Raw genomic sequence first — 15979 nt, 5'->3', positions numbered from 1 at the left:
GACATCCCGCACTGGCTCGACTACGGCTCATGGGCGCCGTGTTCAGAGCTGCCCGGTCGCCTCTCGGCAGGCCTGCACGTAGTCCAGTACGAGCAGACGGCGGTCCTCGGTACGCCAGGCGAGCGCGAGCCGGCTGGGGGAGATGCCGCGCACCGGGCGTGTCACGACACCGCCCAGGGAGACCAGCGGTGTGTTCCCACTGGCCAGCAGGCAGACACCGCGTCCGTCGACGAGCGCCTCGTACGTCTCCTCGGTACTGGCGATCTCGGCCCCGATGCGCGGTGGCCTGCCGTCGCGGGCGTCCAGCGCGAGCCAGTAGTCGCGCAGCACCCCGGCGCTCTCCGGCAGCGCGAGGAACGGCTCGTCCATCAGGTCGGCGAAGTCGACGACTTCACGGTCGGCCAGTGGATGTTCCTGGGACAGGGCGACCACGCGCGGCTCCTCGGCCACCACCACCCAGGCGTAGCGGCCGGTGGGGCCGGGCAGGGGCAGCCAGACGAAGGCGAGGTCGCTGGAGCCGGCCGCGAGGCCCGCGGTCGGGTCCTCCCAGCCGACCTGGCGCAGCTTCACCGTGGCGTCGGGATGGATGTCGGTGAACCGCGATCTGATCGCCGGCAGCAGACCGCCGCGCCCCGGGCTCGTGCTCATCCCCACGGTCAGGGTCGCCCGCCGGCCGGCCTTGGCGACCTCGACCGCCTCCCGCGCGGCGTCCCAGGCGGCGAGCACCTGACAGGCGTGGGGCAGCAGTGCGGTCCCCACCGGCGTGAGCCGGACACCCTGCCGGTCGCGCTCGAACAGCGGCGCGCCCAGCTGCCGTTCCAGCATCCGGATCTGTTTGCTCAAGGCGGGCTGGGAGACGAAGAGCCGTTCGGCCGCACGGGTGAAGTGCAATTCCTCCGCCACGGCGGCGAAGTAACGTAGATCTCTCCCGTGCACATCCATGGCCATTGGCTATCACAGAGGGTCTTGGACGGCCACCGGATGTCCTCGGCAGAGTTGAACCCGTCAGCTCCGCGGCAGTGTGGTGAAGGGATCTCCGATGAACAGGGTATGGCTGGTGACCGGGGCGAGCAGCGGCTTCGGCCGGGCGATCACCGAGGTGGCGGTCGCCGCGGGGGACGTGGTGGTGGCCACCGCGCGCCACACGGAGGCCATGCGTGACCTGGCCGACGCGCACCCCGGTCAGGTGGAGGTGCTGCCGCTCGACGTCACCGACAAAGCCAGGATCGAGGTCGTGGTGCGGGATGTGGTGGACCGTCACGGCAGGATCGATGTGCTGGTGAACAACGCCGGACGCAGCCACGTCGGCGCGGCCGAGGAGACCACGGACGCCGAACTGCGGTCGCTGTTCGACCTGCACTTCTTCGGACCGGCAGCGCTCGTCCGGGCGGTGCTCCCGCAGATGCGCGCCCGGCGCAGCGGCGCGATCGTCCAGATGAGCAGCATGGGCGGCCAGATGTCCTTCGCGGGATTCTCGGGGTACAGCGCCACCAAGTTCGCTCTGGAGGGGTTCTCGGAGGCATTGGTCGACGAGGTGCGTCCCCTCGGCATCAAGGTGATGATCGTCGAACCCGGCGGCTTCCGCACCAGCCTGATGGACAAGATCAGCGTCAGTGAGGAGATCGCGGACTACGCCGGCACGGTGGGTACGACCCGGCGGATGGTCCGGAACGCCGGCGGCACGGAACCGGGGGACCCGGCCAAGGCCGCGGCGGCGATCCTGGCCGCCCTGGACGCCCCGCAGACCCCGCTGCACCTGCCCCTGGGCAACGACTCGGTCGATGCGATCCTCACTCATCTCGACGCCGTCCGCTCGGACGTCACCACCTGGGAGAAGACCGCCCGCGACACCGCCTACCCGCAGTAGGCCGGCGGGACAGGCCGGTCCCCGCGCTCCATGACACGGCGGACCCGCGCGCATCACGAGCCATCAGCGGCACCGCTCCAGATCGAGGTGGGCCCGGTCGCGACGGGCCCGCCTCGGCCATGCGCGGTACTCGGCTCTCCCCGGTTGCGCGGTGCCGATCCGTCCTGACCTCCGGGTGAGGTCACTGCGCTCGGCTCCGCAGGCTTCCGACCGGAGGCTGAGCCCGGATCTCGTCGGTCTCGAACGACACGCGCTTGTCCTGGCCGGCGAGTACGACTGTTCCCCCGTCGAGGGTGGCGACGGTCGTGGGCCACCCGGACCAGGCGTCCACCTCGAAGTTCTTCACGCCGATACAGACCAGCACGAACTCGACCGCGTTGTGCCCTCGCGCACGCCACAGGTCTGCGGCACCGGCCGGGACCATGAAGGCGGAGAACCTCAACGTGACCGACGCTTCGCGCTCGTCGATGAGGACGGAGTCCAGGTGGTAGGCCGTGAGTGGTGGTGGGGGTGAACCGAGCACTTCGCAGATCGCTTCGGGGTCGGACACCTCAACAGACCAGTCACGTGCGTTCATAGAACACCTTCGCAGTGGTGGGAGGCAGCACCTGGTGCAGGCGCCGGTCAAGAGGACTCTCGAACCATCGCAGAGCCGTGTACGGCTCCGAATCGCCGGAGCGATAGGCGTTGAGACGGCCCATCTTGAGGGCGTGCGCAGTGAAGCCCATCGAGAATCCCGGACCGCTCACCGCGACCCTGAGCCGGCGCTCCCGGCTCTGGACGTGGGGACCCCACTCGATGTCGACCACAGTGCTGTCGGGCACGCCACGCATCCGCAGGCCCTGGCCCACCGCGATGAACTCGATCTGGGCCTCGAACCGGTCGCACCCCGCCTCGCTCCACTCCGCCGGACCGAGATCCGGGAACCTCGGGAACTCGACCCGCAACGTCACGGCGGGGCCGTACGGACCGAGGTGCACCGATCGGAGAAGGAGGTTCTCCAAGGGCGGCAAGTCGGTGTAGAGCGCGGTGAACCGATCGGAGTCGACCAGGAGTTCCGGCCACGTGACGGCTGGCATGGGCGGCCCCTTCCGCTCCGGCTGCTTCGTGCCGGCGAGACCGGCAACTCATGGCCCCAGGCGGCGGTCAGAGATCTACGAAGCGCACGTGAGCTGGGATGATACTGCCCGTCTACGGTGCGGTTGCGTCGTCCGGCACGAGGTATGCCTGAGGAAGCGCAATGGTTCCTTCCACGTGAGCGGGCAGGCCGCGGAACGGGATCGGTCTCGCAGGCCGGTGCGGTGCTGCTGGCGGAGACCGTTCGCTGGTGCAGGCCGGGTGAGCCTGTTGGAGAGGAGCACCACCACTGCCTCCATTGCTGAACGGCGCGTAGCGTGTCGAGGCATGACGCTGCTGCCGGACCTGCCTCAGAACACGGCACTGCTCGACCTGCTGCGTCAGCAGGGCATTCCCCAGGAGCGCGGTGCCTACGTCTGCGAGGGGTGGGAGCTGCATACTCACCCCGATCTGGTCGAGAGACTTGAGGACCTTGCTCCTCAGTGGCCCGTCCTGACGACGTTCGGGATTCCGGTGCTTGCAGCCAAGGGCATCGCCGCGGTCGTCGCCTGGGGCATGGGCACGCTGCTGGTGCGCTGTCCCGAAGAGCCGGCCGAGTCCCTGGAGCCCGCAGAGCCCCGCCCACCCCTGACGGATCCGGGCCAGGGTTGGTACTCGCTCTGCCCCTGGCAGAGCCGGCTTCCCTCGGCGGAGTCCAAGCGCCTGTTGTCGCGGCAGATCCAGCATGCCCTCTCGTATGCGGCGAGCCTGTCGGGGGACGACAGCATCGACTGGCAGGGGCGCCCCGTGCAGGCTCCGGGCATACACAGGAGCAACGCAAAGAGCACGCGTCCCAGAAGGGACAAGGGCAGACGGCAGGGCGGACGCGGACGACGCCGCTAGGGTGCGGAGCGAGTCCTGGTCAACGGGTCGCTCCCAGGGTGTGCCCGTAAAGTCGTCGGCTCGTTGGGCTGTTCTTGGTGCGTCGTCATGAGCTGACTCACGAATCACGGTCGGTGATCGAGAGCCGTTGCCGGTTCCTCCGCTGCTCGGCCGACGGCACCTGGAACCGTTGCCGGCACATGTCCAGCAACGGCTGCCTGCTCCAGGGTGGTGAGCGCGCCCTCGCCTAGGTGCATCCCGGCTGCATCGTGACGGGCGGGCGCGGTGGTGCGTCACGTCACAGCCGGAAGTGCCCTACCGGATCAGTACTCGGAGCGAGAGTGCACCCACAGATTGATCACGACTCGATACGCACCCCAGCTGCCCGCGCGGCCCTCGGCACGTGGCTTACGAGGTCCAGCCGCCGTACGGCACGGTGATCAGTTCCATGGCGTGGCCCGCCGGGTCCATGAAGTACACGCCGCGGCCGCCGTCGTTGTGGTTGACGGTGCCCGGCTGCTTGCGGTGCGGATCGGCGTAGTGCTCGATGCCGTGCTCCCTGATCCGCGCGTACGCCGCGTCGAACTCCTCCTCGGAGACCAGGAAGGCGTAATGCTGAGGGGTGATCGTGTCCGCGGGGACGGTGGCGAAGTCCAGTGTGACGCCGTTGCTCAGGGCGACCGCGATGAAGGGACCCCATTCGGTGGTGATCTCGAGTCCCAGCAGGTCCGCGAAGAACTTTGCGGACACCCGGTTGTCGCGGGCGTGGACGATGGTGTGATTCAACTCGACTGACAAGGAATGCCTCCGAGGGCATCTCCCGACACCTCCATGCCTCACCCAGTCGGTGACCGGCACGCGATGTCGTCCGCAGATACTAGTCGGTGGAGTCGACTCGAATCTCTCCGGTCATGACGGCGAGGCACGGCGGAGACGGGTTGTCGCATCCGCGCGGTCGGGCACCGGCACCTGTCTCGTCGGCGTGATGGCCGTCGCGCCGGCCGGCAGGGCGGGCACGACGATTGCCGAGATCGCCGAGTTCGAGCACCGCGTGGCCACAGGGAGCGGCCTCCCGTGGCCACGCGGCAGGTTCAGCAACTCAGCCTGGCGTCCGCCCAGTCCGCGTGGTCGGAGTCGATGCCGTCGCCGCCGTCGGTGACGACGAGCCGCACCACGCGCGCGCCGCTGACGTCAGCGGTGAGCGGCTGGGCGGCCTGGGCTTTGGTCAGCACGTCCGTCGACGCGGCCTTCACGCCGTCCGCCCAGACCTCGAAGGCCACGCTGCCCTTCGTGCCCTTCTCGTCGTCCACGCCCACCTGCGCGCTGACCTTCGTGCAGCGCTTCCCGGCGTAGTAGGCGATCTCGCCGGCGGCATGCACCCCGAGCCCCTTGGCGTACACCGTCGAGTTGATCGTGAGCGGGCCGCCGTCGCCCGCCGCGCTCTCCCCGTTGCTGGTGTCACGCTCGACCGGTCCCCACCCGTTGGCCGCCGACAGCCAGGGCAGATCGCTCAGGTACGACGTTCCGGACGGCGGGGGCACGACTACGGATGCGGTCACGGGGAGGTCGGTGGAGGCCCGTTCTCCGGCGGGCGAGCGGTACCGGACGCGCAGCGAGAGGGCGTACGACCCCACGGCCGTTCCCGGCGGGGCCGTCACCCGCCAGCGGGTGCGCAGGGACGCCCCGGTGGGCAGCGCGGCCGCCGTGGCGGGGGAGAGGGCTCGTACGATCCAGCCGTCGGGCCCGGTCAGCGTGGCCGAGACCGCGCGGGCCGGGGTACGGCCCAGATCAGTGACGGCCGTGGTGAGCGTGGCCGGGGTGTCCTGTTCGATGAACGGCGCTTCGGTCAGGCCGGTTTCGACGGCGGGCGGATGCTCCGCCCAGCGTCCGTCGGCCGAGACCCGGAGCAGGACGGTGCCGTGGGCCGGGACGGTAGCCGCGATCGTGCCCGCCGTGTTGGTGTCCCGGTGCTGCCACAGGTCGCGCTGGGTGTAGGCGGAGGCACGGGGCAGGCCCACGGCGGTGGCGCTGGTGGCGATGCGCTGAGCGGTCCCGGACTCGTTGAACAGGGCCACCGCGCGGCTGCCGTCGGACATCTCCTTGGCCACCACCCAGCGTCCGCCCTCACTGGAGACGACCGTGCCCTGTCGGCCCAGTGGGTCCTGGTCGACCGCGATGACCTCCTTGTTGCCGAGGATGTCCAGGGTGGCGGCGGAGGCCGTGCGCAGGTCGGTGCCGATGAGCAGCGGGGCGGCCATGACCGCCCAGAGCGAGAAGTGGGAACGGTACTCGGTGTCCGTCATCCCCCCGTTGCCGACCTCCAGCATGTCGGGGTCGTTCCAGTGCCCCGGACCGGCGTACGGGGCCAGCGGCAGATTCTGCTTGAGGATCGAGAGCATCGAACCCCAGTTGTCGCTGATGTCGCCGGTGGTGCGCCAGAGTTGGCCGACGCCGGAGGCCCACTCCCACGGCTTGTTCTCACCCCACTCGCAGATGCTGAGGACGATGGGGCGCCCGGTGGCCTGGAGGGCGTCGCGCATGGTGCGGTAGCGCTGCCGGGCGTCGACGCCCTGGTTGTTGCAGTTGTCGTACTTCAGGTAGTCCACGCCCCAGTCGGCGAACTGCCGGGCGTCGCTCACCTCGTGGCCGAGCGCGCCGGGAAAGCCCACGGTGTCGCAGGTCTTGGTGCCGGCGCTGGTGTAGATGCCGAGCTTGAGTCCCTTGGAGTGGACGTAGTCCGCGACCGCGGCGATGCCGTGAGGGAAGCGGACCGGGTCCGGCACCAGCTCGCCGTCGGCGTCGCGCTGGGGGAGCGCCCAGCAGTCGTCGAGATTGACGTACTGGTAGCCGGCGTCCTTCAGCCCCTCGGAGACGAAGAGGTCGGCGATGCCTTTGACCATGTCCTCGTTGAACTCGGCGCGGCAGTGGGTGGAGTTCCAGTTGTTGAAGCCCATGGGCGGGGTGAGGGCCGGCCCCTCGGCCGGCGCCGCGGGAGGCGCGGCGGTGGCTGCCGGAGCGGCGAGACCACCCGCGCCCAGCAGAACCGCCAAGAGTGCGGCGGCCGTTCTGGTGCGGTGCTTACGAGACGTGTGGGGGTGCGGGTGACGCATCGTCGACGTTCCTCCGGCTTGCGGCGGGCAGGGACGGGCATCGGTGCGCGATTATGGTAGGACGTGTCCGAGTCTGTTGGAAGGGGTGGGACACATGTGGTGGATCCTGTTTGGCTCTTCCGTGGTCCCGGCCGGGGTGAAACGCGTCGATCAGGAGTCTGCCGCCCTCCGGAAGTGGCGGCGAACCTGAGCCCGCAGAGCGTCGGTCGGCTCACACGTATTTGAGTGCGTCGCAAGCCGCCGGCGACAGCATGGACTCACTGAGGTCCGCCAGGGGGATCCAGGCCACCGCGTCGGTGGAACCCTCGACCTCGGTCACCGCCAGAGCCCCTGCCTTCAACTCCACGGCGTAGAACAGTGCGGTGAGGCTCCAGTCGATTCCATCTCGCCGAACTGCGTATGTCCGCGCGTCGAGCAGGTCGGCGGCGGCCAGTTCGAGACCGGTCTCCTCCAGAAGCTCACGCGCCAGTGCCTCCGTGGGCTGCTCGCCTGGGTCGATCCCGCCACCCGGTAGGTGCCACAGCCCTGGGGCGAAGACGGGTGACGCGTCCGACAACCGGGCCAGGAGCAGCCGTCCGTCGTCCACCGCGACGGCGTATGCCGAGACACGCGTGCGCACATGAGTATCCATGGTCGTTCGTCCCTTCCTGGGGTGAAGCAACTGGGCGAGGACTCCGGCCCCGAAGACTGCCCCTCGTCGCAGGCGCTGGGTGATCAATTCCACGGGATTCGCGGAGGAATGGGGGTGAGTGGGCGGCGGTCGACGCCTCCGTGAGACGGTCAAGCGTCCGGGTCGACCTCGGGATGCGTGAACCGGACGGGCTTCGCCAAGGACCGGGCGTAGGCGATTTCGGACCTGGTGCTGTCACCGATGTAGTCGCCGACGACGAGCACCTCGTCGGCGAGCCGGATCTTCGCCCGGTGCAGATCGTCGAGCCGGACCTTCAGCGCCGCCGCCTCGACAGGATCGGACCAGAGCGCGTGCGGCGACTTCATGTCACATCCCGGCTTGACGACGATCCTCCCGGCGGTGGTCTCGCGCAGATCGGCCTCGTTCATCTCGGTCATGAAGCGGGTGGATCCGCAGATCACGACGATACGCGGGAGGTCCAACAGCTCTTTCGCGTCGGCGAGTTGCCCCTCGGGGGTGTGCGGTTCCGGGTGTGACACTGGTTCTCCTGGTGGTGTGGTCCAAGGGGCGCCTGCGGAGACGACAACGAGGTGTCCTGGAGCCTTCTTGCGGCGAACGGCGTGGACACCCTCGCGACAGCGACAGCACTCTATGCGCCGAACCGCCCCAGCGGCCCGCCTACGGCAAGCGGCTGCGCAGGGCCGGGCCTCCGGTCCGATCAGCTAGAAGACATCGGGTGAGTTGCCCTGCATGACGCTCTCTAGGAGTGTGCGCAGCCACGGCTGCCGCACGGCCGGCAGCCGTACCAGCGTGTGCTGGAACGTGTTCCGGTCGGTCCGGAACGAATGGCCGGGGAGCAGCGGGAGCGGGTCGTCGCGGAGTACGTCCCGCGGAAGGCGCCCTGACGCCGGAACCGGCAGGTACGGCCGGGGATCGACCAGCCGCAGCCACACGCCCAGCGGTAGAGGCACCAGGTGGGCCGAATCGACCGGACCGGCAGGGGCCCAGAGTTGCCCCGTCTCGGGATGGACCGGCACGAGGAGGATGTCGGCGCCCGCAGCCGGTGCGGGCCGTCCCGGCCCGGCAAGGCCCGCACGCCGCTGCGGAGCGTCGCCCGGAAGAAGGGCGTCGAGCGCGCGTTGGAACACGTCCGCGGTGAGACCGCCCGGAACCCGCACCGGCTGCCCCTCGGAGGCGACCAGCAGATGGGCGAGCGCTTGGCCGGCTGCCGCCTCCCATCGCGGGCTCCACGACCAGTAGTGGTCCTGGCCCAGTCGCCCTCCCCACATGGCGATCGGTTCGAACGGGGGCGTCCTCTCCCTGGCCTCCACCAGCTCCGCCCATGAGAGGGGCGCGCCGGGCACTCCGCCTACGGGGACGCGGTGCACGGCGTCCGGGCTGAGCCGTACCGCCTGCCAGAGGGAGCAGTCGTCGATCCTGGTCGCCACGGGGAGATCGCACGCCTCGCAGGCCATATTGGGCCCATCGGCCCCGTCGAGGCCGCAGCACGCAGTGCCGCGTTTTTCCGGGATCAGCCGGGTGCCACGGATGTCACCGGGCGCGATGACACTCGCCCCGGGTGTGCCGTCGGACAAGGCGCGGACGGGCGCGTAGATGCCGCGTGCCTCCGCCTCATCGGGATCGACGTCGGCCCACATCCGCCACGGTCCTCCCCAAGGGTCCGGATCCACGGCGAACGTGCCGGACGCCATGAGCACGGGGAGCTGAGTCCCGTTCCCGTACTTCTGACGGGCGTGAACGGGCAACGCCACCTGGGACATCGGGATGGTCAACTCGGCACCGCATCCGGCGCACACAAAAACGAACAAGCGTCCTCCGACTGGATAGCCGACGTATCGTCGCAGCTCGCGGGCTACCGGCCAACGTGTTTTCTCACCAGCCCGGGGGAGCGGCAACTGTGACCTCCGTGGTGGTCCGACGCGGCGCGGGAAGGTGCTGTCCGCCGCCTCCGGCCGATTGCGCTGCCCTCGGACGACCGGAGGCACGGTGCTTCAACCTGCCTTCCCTGTAACGGCCTTGATCGCAAGGATGTCTGCTGGTTGGCTGACCGGCATGACCGACCTCGGACCCGTCGCCTGGCCGCCCGCCCCACTCAGGACCGCGAGGCTCGTGCTCCGTGAGCCCGAGGCCCGGGACCGTGCCGCGCTCATCGACCTGCTGGCCTCGCCCGAGGTGGGCACCTACCTCGGAGGCCCCCGACCGCGTGACGAGCTGGAGCGCACGATGCCCGCCCCGCCCCACCGGCGCCCCGGCCTCTTCGCCGTCGATCTGGACGGAGAGCTGATCGGGCAGATCACGCTCACCAGAAACGCCGGAAAGCTTCGCCATGCCGGGGGGAAGGCCGAACTCGGCTATCTGTTCCTGCCGAAGGCGTGGGGACACGGGTACGCCGCCGAGTCGTGCACGGCCGTACTCGACTGGTTCGCCGACGAACTTCCCGGCGAACCGGTGGTACTTGCCACCCAGACGGCCAACGCCCGCTCGATGCGCCTCGCGGCGAAGCTGGGGTTCACCGAGGTGGAGCGGTTCCATGCCTACGACGCCGAGCAGTGGTTGGGCATGTGGTCGCCGACCACCCGGTCCGACTGAACCAACGCCCCACAGCGCCGGTCTGCCGGAGTCTCGCGGTGCACGCGCCTCGCGTGTTGCGCCGGCCCCCATGCCACCAGCACCAGCGCCAGCAGAGACGGTGGTCGTCATGGTGGCGGAGGACTGTCCGCGCGCTGCTCCGGCCGCAGGCGGAACCACGGTCCGTGGAATCCGGGGACGAACGGCTCACTGTCCCGGCTGCGTTCGGGTCACGACGACGGGTCGGGCAGGTGGCTGCCCACCGCGGGCCGGGCGGGGCTTTCGTCCTTCATGCGCTCGAACGCGGTGGGTGCCGTCCGACTGCGGAGGAAATCCTTGATCTCCCGGGCGCACTCGAGCGGGCTCGAACTTCCGGTGTCGCACTCGACGTCGTAGATGCCGTGGGCGTGCACGCGCTCGAACTGGCGGGCGGCCAGGCCCGCCGGACGATCACCCCGCGCCTGCTCCCGGCGCTCCAACTCCTCCAGGGGACAGCGCACTCCGACCAGCACGACATCCTGGGGGACGAACAGGGCCAGACAGTCGTCGAGCCGCCACGGTTCGCTCAGCACATGGTCCACGACGACTGTGTTGCCCGCCGCGGCCATGCCCGCGACCGCACGGTGGAACCCCATCCAGGTGCGTCTCAGTACGACGCTCAGCTGGTCCGGCGGCATCTCAGGCCCTGAGCGCATGGCATGGAACGCGTCCACGGGCATGTGGAAGCACGGCTCCTCCAGGACACGGACCAGCTCCCTGGCGATGCTCGACTTGCCCGAGCTCGATGTGCCGTTCAGAAAGATGATCAGGCCGCCCGGCGCGGGATCGGCCCCCGGCGAGGTGGCCGGCTCCGCCGACCGGACCGTCGGATTCGTCGTCATGCGCGCTCTCGCATCGTGCACAGGCTCCCCGAGATCTCGATCTTGACAGCACGAAACGTACTGGCCGCAGTCCTTGCGGCACAACGAACAGACGGGCGTCCGCGAGCCGACAGGCCCGTGGCCAAGGTTCGTACGGCCGAGCGGAGTCGGGATGCTGCGCGCAGGCCGGCCGAGCCCTGCCGGTGGCCAAGCTCGGCCCACGACGTCCCCGGCCTCGTCGCCGGCCAGACCCGTGGCAGGCATGGGAGGGCCCCGGCCGCTCACTCGGCCGGGAGATGCCTACCGGCGCACCGCCGCGATCAGACCGCCGGGCTGTTCCTCCCGCTGCGGCGGTGTGCCGAACGGGCGGCCGTAGGCGGCGGCGCGCTCGCGCAGGGTGTGGCTGCTCGCCTCCCAGCCGTGGCCCGCCAGCCACCCCACCGGGTCGTCGGGCATCTCCGAGACCCACATCGACGCCGCCGATCCCGGCGCGGCGTCCGCGCCGAAGCGCTCGATGACGCCGCGTGAGCCCAGTGTGAGCCCCATCCGGCTGCCCGCCGCCGACTGCGCGCCGATGCGGGCGAGGAGCAGCTCCACCGCGTCCTCGGGCAGATAGATCAGCAGCCCTTCGGCGATCCATACGGTCGGCAGCGTGGGGTCGTGCCCTGCGGCGGCCAGGGCGCCCGGCCAGTCCTCCCGCAGATCCACCGCCACGGCGATCCGCTCGCAGCGCGCGACAGCCCGCTCCTGGCGCAGCACCGAGGCCTTGAAGTCCAGCGGCGCGGCGGTGTCGACCTCGAACAACCTGGTGCCCTCGGGCCAGTCCATCCGGAAGGCCCGGCTGTCCATCCCGGCGCCGAGCAGCACGACCTGCCGTACCCCGGACGCGGCGGCCTGCCGCAGCAGATCGTCGAGGAACTTCGTCCTGATGACGATGGAGAACGCCACGGCCAGACGGCGGCGTCGCGCGGCCTCGTCCCCGGGCGGTGTCGGCGAAGAGGGCCACAGACCGCCGGCGGCGGCGAAGGCCTGCGCCAGAGGATCGCGGAACAGTGCGTTCTCCCGCTCGGTCTCCAGCGCCCGCACCCGGGCCACCCCCACCGCCGTGGCCCACACTCCCGACGGCCGCACTCGCTCCCGCTCATCAGCCATCGCACCAGCCTAGACGAGTGATTCCGAGGGAGGTCTTCGCCCCCGGACCTGGCCTGTCGCACCGGACCCCTCAGGCGGACGGGGCCTCTGTGCCGCTCGCGCCGTTCCCTCGCCCAGGCAGTGGTGCCCCTTGGAGGAACGCCCGGTAGGCGTCAGCGGCGTCCTCCTCCACGGTCGGCGCCGCCGGTACGTACCGGGTGTCCCGGCGATCCCGCTTGGGTCCGGAGATCCAGAAGGATTCATCGGTGTCCACGTCATAGAAATTCGCGTCGAACAGGCCGAGGCCCGTCGCGCGCCGGAGGGTGCGGTCGTGGAAGTAGGCCGTCTTCCAGGTCTTGGAGAACTCCACCCACCCGATCCACGAGGGTCCACGATCGGTGTCGTATCCCGTCTTGAGCTGCACGAACATGATTCTGCGAGGCATGCGTACAGCGTGGCCGACGGGGACGGTCCGGCCAAGGGGATTTCTTCCCGGGCGGGCCGTCGGAGGGCTGGGTCGGACGGCTACGTCAGACGGCTGCGTCGGGTGGCGCACCGCCGTCGCGCGGGGGAGCGAGGTGCTGGAGAAGGCGGTCGACGGGGAGCGTCAGTCGGCGCGGCGATCGGGGCGGCGCCCTTGTCGAGCACGATGGTGGCCTCGCCGAGCAGGCGGTCGACCGACAGGGCCTCGGAGCCGCCATCGCCAGCCCTCTCCGTGCGTGCCAAGTTGCCCCGCACTTCAGGCAACCCGCTCTCGGTCGGCGACAGGTGGCTCGGCACCCGGGTGACGAGTGATCACCTGGGGCGGGAGCGTGCCGTCAGAACGTACAGAATGTACAGGGCGTATGATCGGGATCATGGCCCATGAGATCCCGGTGACGCAAGCCCGTTCCGAGCTGGCGGACCTCATCAACCGCGTCGTCTACGGCGGGGAACACGTCGTCCTCACCCGTCACGGCAAGCCGCTCGTCGCCCTCGTGTCGGCCGCCGACCTGGAACGGCTCGAGTCCGCCACGCGGGAGCGGGAACGGGATCAGGATCAAGTGATCGGCACGGTGTCCGTCGTCCTGGACGCCCGGTCCCCGCAGGCGGAGAGGAACCAGTTCGGCCTGACCGCCGAATACGGAAACCCCCAGGACCCTTACCGGACCAGGTGAAGCCGTCGCGTCCGGCCACTCGCGCGAACACGGCCTGATTCCCGTCCTGCGCGGGCCGCTTGTGCAACTGCGCCTTCTGAAAGCCTGGGCGAGGCGTTGGTGCGGCGCTGACGGCCACGGGCGGGCCGGCGCAACCGGCCGTGCGCTTCTCCACGTCCCATGGACATGACCGCCACCGCGTACCGGACCGAACCTGGCGTACCGTCATGGCCGCACTGCGGCGAACCGTTGCCCGGCGAGGCCGAGTGCCGTGGCCGTCAGGTCGCGCCGCACGCCGCGTGCCTGGCCCATCTGTCCGACGACGATCGCACCGCCCACCTCGCGCGTCTCCGGCCCGGTGCGGACCTCGACCACCGGGGAACACGTCTCACCGAGGGAAGGGTGAGCGAACTGCTCACCGCGCTCACGGATCCCTCGACGCACAGGCCGCGCATCGGCAACGCCCTGTTCCAGGAAGCGGTGTTCCCCGGCGAGGCGCGGTTCGACCTCGCGGAGATCGACGGTGACGTCCTGTTCGACGGGGCCGAGATCGCCGGCGACCTCTCGTTCGACCGGGTGGAGATCGGCAGCCGCGCGCTGTTCCGGCACGTGAGGATCGGGGGCGACGCCTGCTTCGACCGGATGAAGGTCCGCCGACGTGCCATGTTCGAGAAAGTGGAGGTGGCCGGCCGGGCCTCGTTCGACCGGCTGATCGTGACCGGCCGTGCCGTCTTCGACGGGGCGAGGATCGGGCGGGACGCCTGCTTCACCGGGGTGGAGATCGGCGGCTTCTTCTCGCTCGACCGGGCCACGATCGGGGGTGACGGCAGATTCGACCGGGCCGGGTTCAACGGCATCACCACGTTCCGTGGCCTGAGCATCGGCGGTCAAGTGTCCTTTCTGGGTGTGGTGTTCGGGCGCAGCGCACTGCTCGGGCCGCTGGTGTGCGCGGGCACGCTGAACCTGTCCGAGGCGGTGTTCGGGGACGCGGCGACCGTCGAAGCGGCGGCGACGGCCGTGCGGTGCCGGCGCACCCGGTGGACGTCCACCGCCGCCTTGCGACTGCGCTACGCGGCCGTGGACCTGAGCGACGCGATCGTCGAGCATCCTTTGAGCATCGCCGCCCGGTCCCGCCCCTTCCCCGTGGACGGCGAGCCCGGCGACGGCGACGGAGCAATGGCCGAGCCCGGCCTCGTGGGCGCCGGCGTGCGGGTCATGTCGCTGCGGGGTGTGGACGCCGCGCACCTGGTGCTCACCGGAGTGGACCTCACCGACTGCCTCTTCGCCGGCACCGTCCACCTCGACCAGCTGCGGCTGGAGGGCACGTACACCTTCGCCTCCGGCCCCTCCGGTCTGCGCCGGCGCGGCATACGGCCGGTGCGCTGGACCCCCCGCCGCACACTCGCCGAAGAGCACCACTGGCGTGCCGCGCGCGGCCGGGGCGCGGAGGGGTGGACGCCCGCGCCGGAGGGGGAGGAGGTGCGGGAACCGGCCGTACTGGCGCCGGTGTACCGGCAACTGCGCAAAGCCTTCGAGGACGGCAAGCACGAACCGGGGGCCGCCGACTTCTACTACGGCGAGATGGAGATGCGCCGCCACGCCGACGACATCCCCCGGGCCGAGCGAGGCCTGCTCACCGCGTACTGGGCGCTCTCCGGCTACGGGATGCGGGCTTCCCGCGCCCTCGGCTGGCTCCTGGTCGCCATGACCGCCACCGTGCTGGCGATGATGCTGTGGGGCCTGCCGCAGAACGACCCGGAGCCGCGGAGCACGGTGACGGTGACCGGGCGGCGCGTCACGACGGCCATCGGCATGGCGGACCCGGTCGACCCGTCCGGGTCCTACGCCGACCGGTTGACGAGCGGCCGCTTCGAGAAGTCCCTGCGGGTGGTCATCGACTCGGTGGTCTTCCGGTCCTCCGACCAGAACCTCACCACCGCCGGCACCTACACGGAGATGGCCTCCCGTCTGGCCGAGCCCGCCCTCCTCGGCCTGGCCGTCCTGGCGATCCGCAGCCGTCTGAAACGCTAGGGGGCGTCCTGTCCGGTCTCCGGCCCGGTGTTCTTGCCCCCGCTCGGGTCGATCCCGGCCGGAGTTCCGTCCGGAGTGAACGAGTGGTGGAAGGTGAAGGCGTACGGCGCTGGGTCGTGGGCGTGGAGGTGTTCCAGCCGGGTGACGCCGTCCTGCCAGGTGGGTGTCGCGCCGTCGGAGACCCACCAGCACACGTAGTTCGGGTGCGCCGACCTCTCGAACCAGTCGCGACGCCTGGCCAGCGCCTCACGGTGCCGACCGGAGTAGACGGCGTCGAGGGCGGGACGCAGGTCTGTCCAGAGCGAGAGGGTCGTGGCCAGGGCGGTGGTCTCGACCGTACGGCCTTTGCCGTACCAGGCCGGCACCGTGAACTCTCCCCAGACACCCCAGTCCGCCCCGAAGAGCAGGCCCTGTTCGCCGTCTGCCGCTTCGGCATGCGCGAGGTAGCCGGGATGCCGGCCGATGTTCCCGTAGACGGCCGCACCGATGTCGTAGAACTCGCGGGTGAGAGCTCCGGGATCGACGAGGGGCGACTTGAGGACGCCGAAGGTGTACAGCGCAAGTCGAGGCATGCTTCTCTCCCTTGTTCCGAGGTGCCCGGAGTGGATCCACGGGTGGCCCGAGGGCGGCACAACTCCCGTGACGTCGTGGCTGGTTGATTGCGGAGGGCCAGGTGAAGGTAACTG

Annotated in this window: 17 protein-coding genes; 5 read left to right on the top strand and 12 right to left on the bottom strand. The window is 70.2% G+C overall.

Annotation, left to right across the window (positions count from 1 at the left end; genetic code table 11):
* Positions 1-42: 42 nt before the first annotated feature.
* The gene (locus ACIPRD_RS10385; protein ID WP_401562041.1) at positions 43-948 is read right to left on the bottom strand and encodes a LysR substrate-binding domain-containing protein; all 906 of its coding nucleotides are present in this window, start codon (positions 946-948) and stop codon (positions 43-45) included.
* 91 nt (positions 949-1039) lie between these two features.
* On the opposite strand from ACIPRD_RS10385, the gene ACIPRD_RS10380 reads away from it, so the two are divergent.
* The gene (locus tag ACIPRD_RS10380; RefSeq protein ID WP_401562038.1) at positions 1040-1867 is read left to right on the top strand and encodes an oxidoreductase; all 828 of its coding nucleotides are present in this window, start codon (positions 1040-1042) and stop codon (positions 1865-1867) included.
* 181 nt (positions 1868-2048) lie between these two features.
* Here the strand turns inward: ACIPRD_RS10380 and ACIPRD_RS10375 are convergent, their stop codons facing one another.
* A complete protein-coding gene (locus tag ACIPRD_RS10375) occupies positions 2049-2444 on the bottom strand; it encodes an Imm50 family immunity protein (protein ID WP_356402517.1) in 396 nt (131 codons plus the stop codon).
* Positions 2431-2946, bottom strand: a complete 516-nt coding sequence (locus ACIPRD_RS10370; protein WP_401562034.1) for an Imm50 family immunity protein — start codon at positions 2944-2946, stop codon at positions 2431-2433. The genes ACIPRD_RS10375 and ACIPRD_RS10370 overlap by 14 nt, the downstream gene beginning before the upstream one ends.
* A 325-nt stretch (positions 2947-3271) precedes the next feature.
* On the opposite strand from ACIPRD_RS10370, the gene ACIPRD_RS10365 reads away from it, so the two are divergent.
* Positions 3272-3826: a hypothetical protein gene (locus tag ACIPRD_RS10365; RefSeq protein ID WP_401562032.1), complete on the top strand. Its 555-nt coding sequence runs from the start codon at positions 3272-3274 to the stop codon at positions 3824-3826.
* A 387-nt stretch (positions 3827-4213) separates the two neighbouring features.
* Here ACIPRD_RS10365 and ACIPRD_RS10360 read toward each other — a convergent pair whose 3' ends face one another.
* From ACIPRD_RS10360 to ACIPRD_RS10340, 5 genes are all read right to left on the bottom strand, one after another.
* On the bottom strand, positions 4214-4603 hold the full coding sequence (locus tag ACIPRD_RS10360; RefSeq protein WP_356402511.1) for a VOC family protein: 390 nt from the start codon (positions 4601-4603) through the stop codon (positions 4214-4216).
* 293 nt (positions 4604-4896) lie between these two features.
* Entirely contained in the window at positions 4897-6915 is a 2019-nt protein-coding gene (locus tag ACIPRD_RS10355) for an NPCBM/NEW2 domain-containing protein (RefSeq protein WP_401562029.1), read from the bottom strand.
* Between the two features lie 211 nt (positions 6916-7126).
* Entirely contained in the window at positions 7127-7546 is a 420-nt protein-coding gene (locus tag ACIPRD_RS10350) for an NUDIX domain-containing protein (protein WP_401562026.1), read from the bottom strand.
* 149 nt (positions 7547-7695) lie between these two features.
* Positions 7696-8085 (bottom strand): hypothetical protein, encoded by a 390-nt coding sequence (locus ACIPRD_RS10345; protein WP_401562024.1) that lies wholly within the window; start codon positions 8083-8085, stop codon positions 7696-7698.
* Positions 8086-8268: 183 nt separating this feature from the next.
* Complete coding sequence (locus ACIPRD_RS10340; protein WP_401562022.1) at positions 8269-9375, bottom strand: hypothetical protein; 1107 nt, start codon at positions 9373-9375, stop codon at positions 8269-8271.
* A 244-nt stretch (positions 9376-9619) separates the two neighbouring features.
* On the opposite strand from ACIPRD_RS10340, the gene ACIPRD_RS10335 reads away from it, so the two are divergent.
* On the top strand, positions 9620-10156 hold the full coding sequence (locus ACIPRD_RS10335; RefSeq protein ID WP_401563145.1) for a GNAT family N-acetyltransferase: 537 nt from the start codon (positions 9620-9622) through the stop codon (positions 10154-10156).
* Positions 10157-10365: 209 nt separating this feature from the next.
* Here the strand turns inward: ACIPRD_RS10335 and ACIPRD_RS10330 are convergent, their stop codons facing one another.
* From ACIPRD_RS10330 to ACIPRD_RS10320, 3 genes are all read right to left on the bottom strand, one after another.
* Complete coding sequence (locus ACIPRD_RS10330) at positions 10366-11016, bottom strand: chloramphenicol phosphotransferase CPT family protein (RefSeq protein ID WP_401562019.1); 651 nt, start codon at positions 11014-11016, stop codon at positions 10366-10368.
* Positions 11017-11295: 279 nt separating this feature from the next.
* Positions 11296-12147, bottom strand: a complete 852-nt coding sequence (locus ACIPRD_RS10325) for a class I SAM-dependent methyltransferase (protein ID WP_401562016.1) — start codon at positions 12145-12147, stop codon at positions 11296-11298.
* A 70-nt stretch (positions 12148-12217) separates the two neighbouring features.
* On the bottom strand, positions 12218-12571 hold the full coding sequence (locus ACIPRD_RS10320; protein ID WP_401562013.1) for a hypothetical protein: 354 nt from the start codon (positions 12569-12571) through the stop codon (positions 12218-12220).
* Positions 12572-12983: 412 nt separating this feature from the next.
* Here ACIPRD_RS10320 and ACIPRD_RS10315 point away from each other — a divergent pair, with 412 nt between their 5' ends.
* Together ACIPRD_RS10315 and ACIPRD_RS10310 are read left to right on the top strand one after the other, a co-directional pair.
* The gene (locus ACIPRD_RS10315) at positions 12984-13283 is read left to right on the top strand and encodes a type II toxin-antitoxin system Phd/YefM family antitoxin (RefSeq protein WP_401562011.1); all 300 of its coding nucleotides are present in this window, start codon (positions 12984-12986) and stop codon (positions 13281-13283) included.
* A 165-nt stretch (positions 13284-13448) separates the two neighbouring features.
* Positions 13449-15293, top strand: coding sequence for a pentapeptide repeat-containing protein (locus tag ACIPRD_RS10310; RefSeq protein WP_401562009.1), 1845 nt, complete (start codon positions 13449-13451; stop codon positions 15291-15293).
* On the opposite strand, the gene ACIPRD_RS10305 is transcribed toward ACIPRD_RS10310, so the two are convergent.
* Positions 15290-15865 (bottom strand): DUF3291 domain-containing protein, encoded by a 576-nt coding sequence (locus ACIPRD_RS10305; RefSeq protein ID WP_401562006.1) that lies wholly within the window; start codon positions 15863-15865, stop codon positions 15290-15292. The two genes, ACIPRD_RS10310 and ACIPRD_RS10305, sit on opposite strands and share 4 nt — an antisense overlap.
* Between the last annotated feature and the right edge of the window lie 114 nt (positions 15866-15979).

This window comes from Streptomyces sp. NPDC090108 (assembly GCF_044747185.1).
In the GTDB taxonomy this organism is placed as follows: Bacteria; Actinomycetota; Actinomycetes; order Streptomycetales; family Streptomycetaceae; genus Streptomyces.
This window is presented reverse-complemented; position numbering and strand designations above follow the sequence as displayed.

Bases quoted from the DNA above. Each gene is read 5' to 3' on its own strand.
- ACIPRD_RS10385 (WP_401562041.1), bottom strand. From the start codon at position 948: ATGGCCATGGATGTGCACGGGAGAGATCTACGTTACTTCGCCGCCGTG.
- ACIPRD_RS10315 (WP_401562011.1), top strand. From the start codon at position 12,984: ATGGCCCATGAGATCCCGGTGACGCAAGCCCGTTCCGAGCTGGCGGAC.
- ACIPRD_RS10330 (WP_401562019.1), bottom strand. From the start codon at position 11,016: ATGACGACGAATCCGACGGTCCGGTCGGCGGAGCCGGCCACCTCGCCG.
- ACIPRD_RS10355 (WP_401562029.1), bottom strand. From the start codon at position 6,915: ATGCGTCACCCGCACCCCCACACGTCTCGTAAGCACCGCACCAGAACG.
- ACIPRD_RS10305 (WP_401562006.1), bottom strand. From the start codon at position 15,865: ATGCCTCGACTTGCGCTGTACACCTTCGGCGTCCTCAAGTCGCCCCTC.
- ACIPRD_RS10325 (WP_401562016.1), bottom strand. From the start codon at position 12,147: ATGGCTGATGAGCGGGAGCGAGTGCGGCCGTCGGGAGTGTGGGCCACG.
- ACIPRD_RS10350 (WP_401562026.1), bottom strand. From the start codon at position 7,546: ATGGATACTCATGTGCGCACGCGTGTCTCGGCATACGCCGTCGCGGTG.
- ACIPRD_RS10335 (WP_401563145.1), top strand. From the start codon at position 9,620: ATGACCGACCTCGGACCCGTCGCCTGGCCGCCCGCCCCACTCAGGACC.
- ACIPRD_RS10320 (WP_401562013.1), bottom strand. From the start codon at position 12,571: ATGCCTCGCAGAATCATGTTCGTGCAGCTCAAGACGGGATACGACACC.
- ACIPRD_RS10365 (WP_401562032.1), top strand. From the start codon at position 3,272: ATGACGCTGCTGCCGGACCTGCCTCAGAACACGGCACTGCTCGACCTG.
- ACIPRD_RS10370 (WP_401562034.1), bottom strand. From the start codon at position 2,946: ATGCCAGCCGTCACGTGGCCGGAACTCCTGGTCGACTCCGATCGGTTC.
- ACIPRD_RS10375 (WP_356402517.1), bottom strand. From the start codon at position 2,444: ATGAACGCACGTGACTGGTCTGTTGAGGTGTCCGACCCCGAAGCGATC.
- ACIPRD_RS10380 (WP_401562038.1), top strand. From the start codon at position 1,040: ATGAACAGGGTATGGCTGGTGACCGGGGCGAGCAGCGGCTTCGGCCGG.
- ACIPRD_RS10310 (WP_401562009.1), top strand. From the start codon at position 13,449: ATGACCGCCACCGCGTACCGGACCGAACCTGGCGTACCGTCATGGCCG.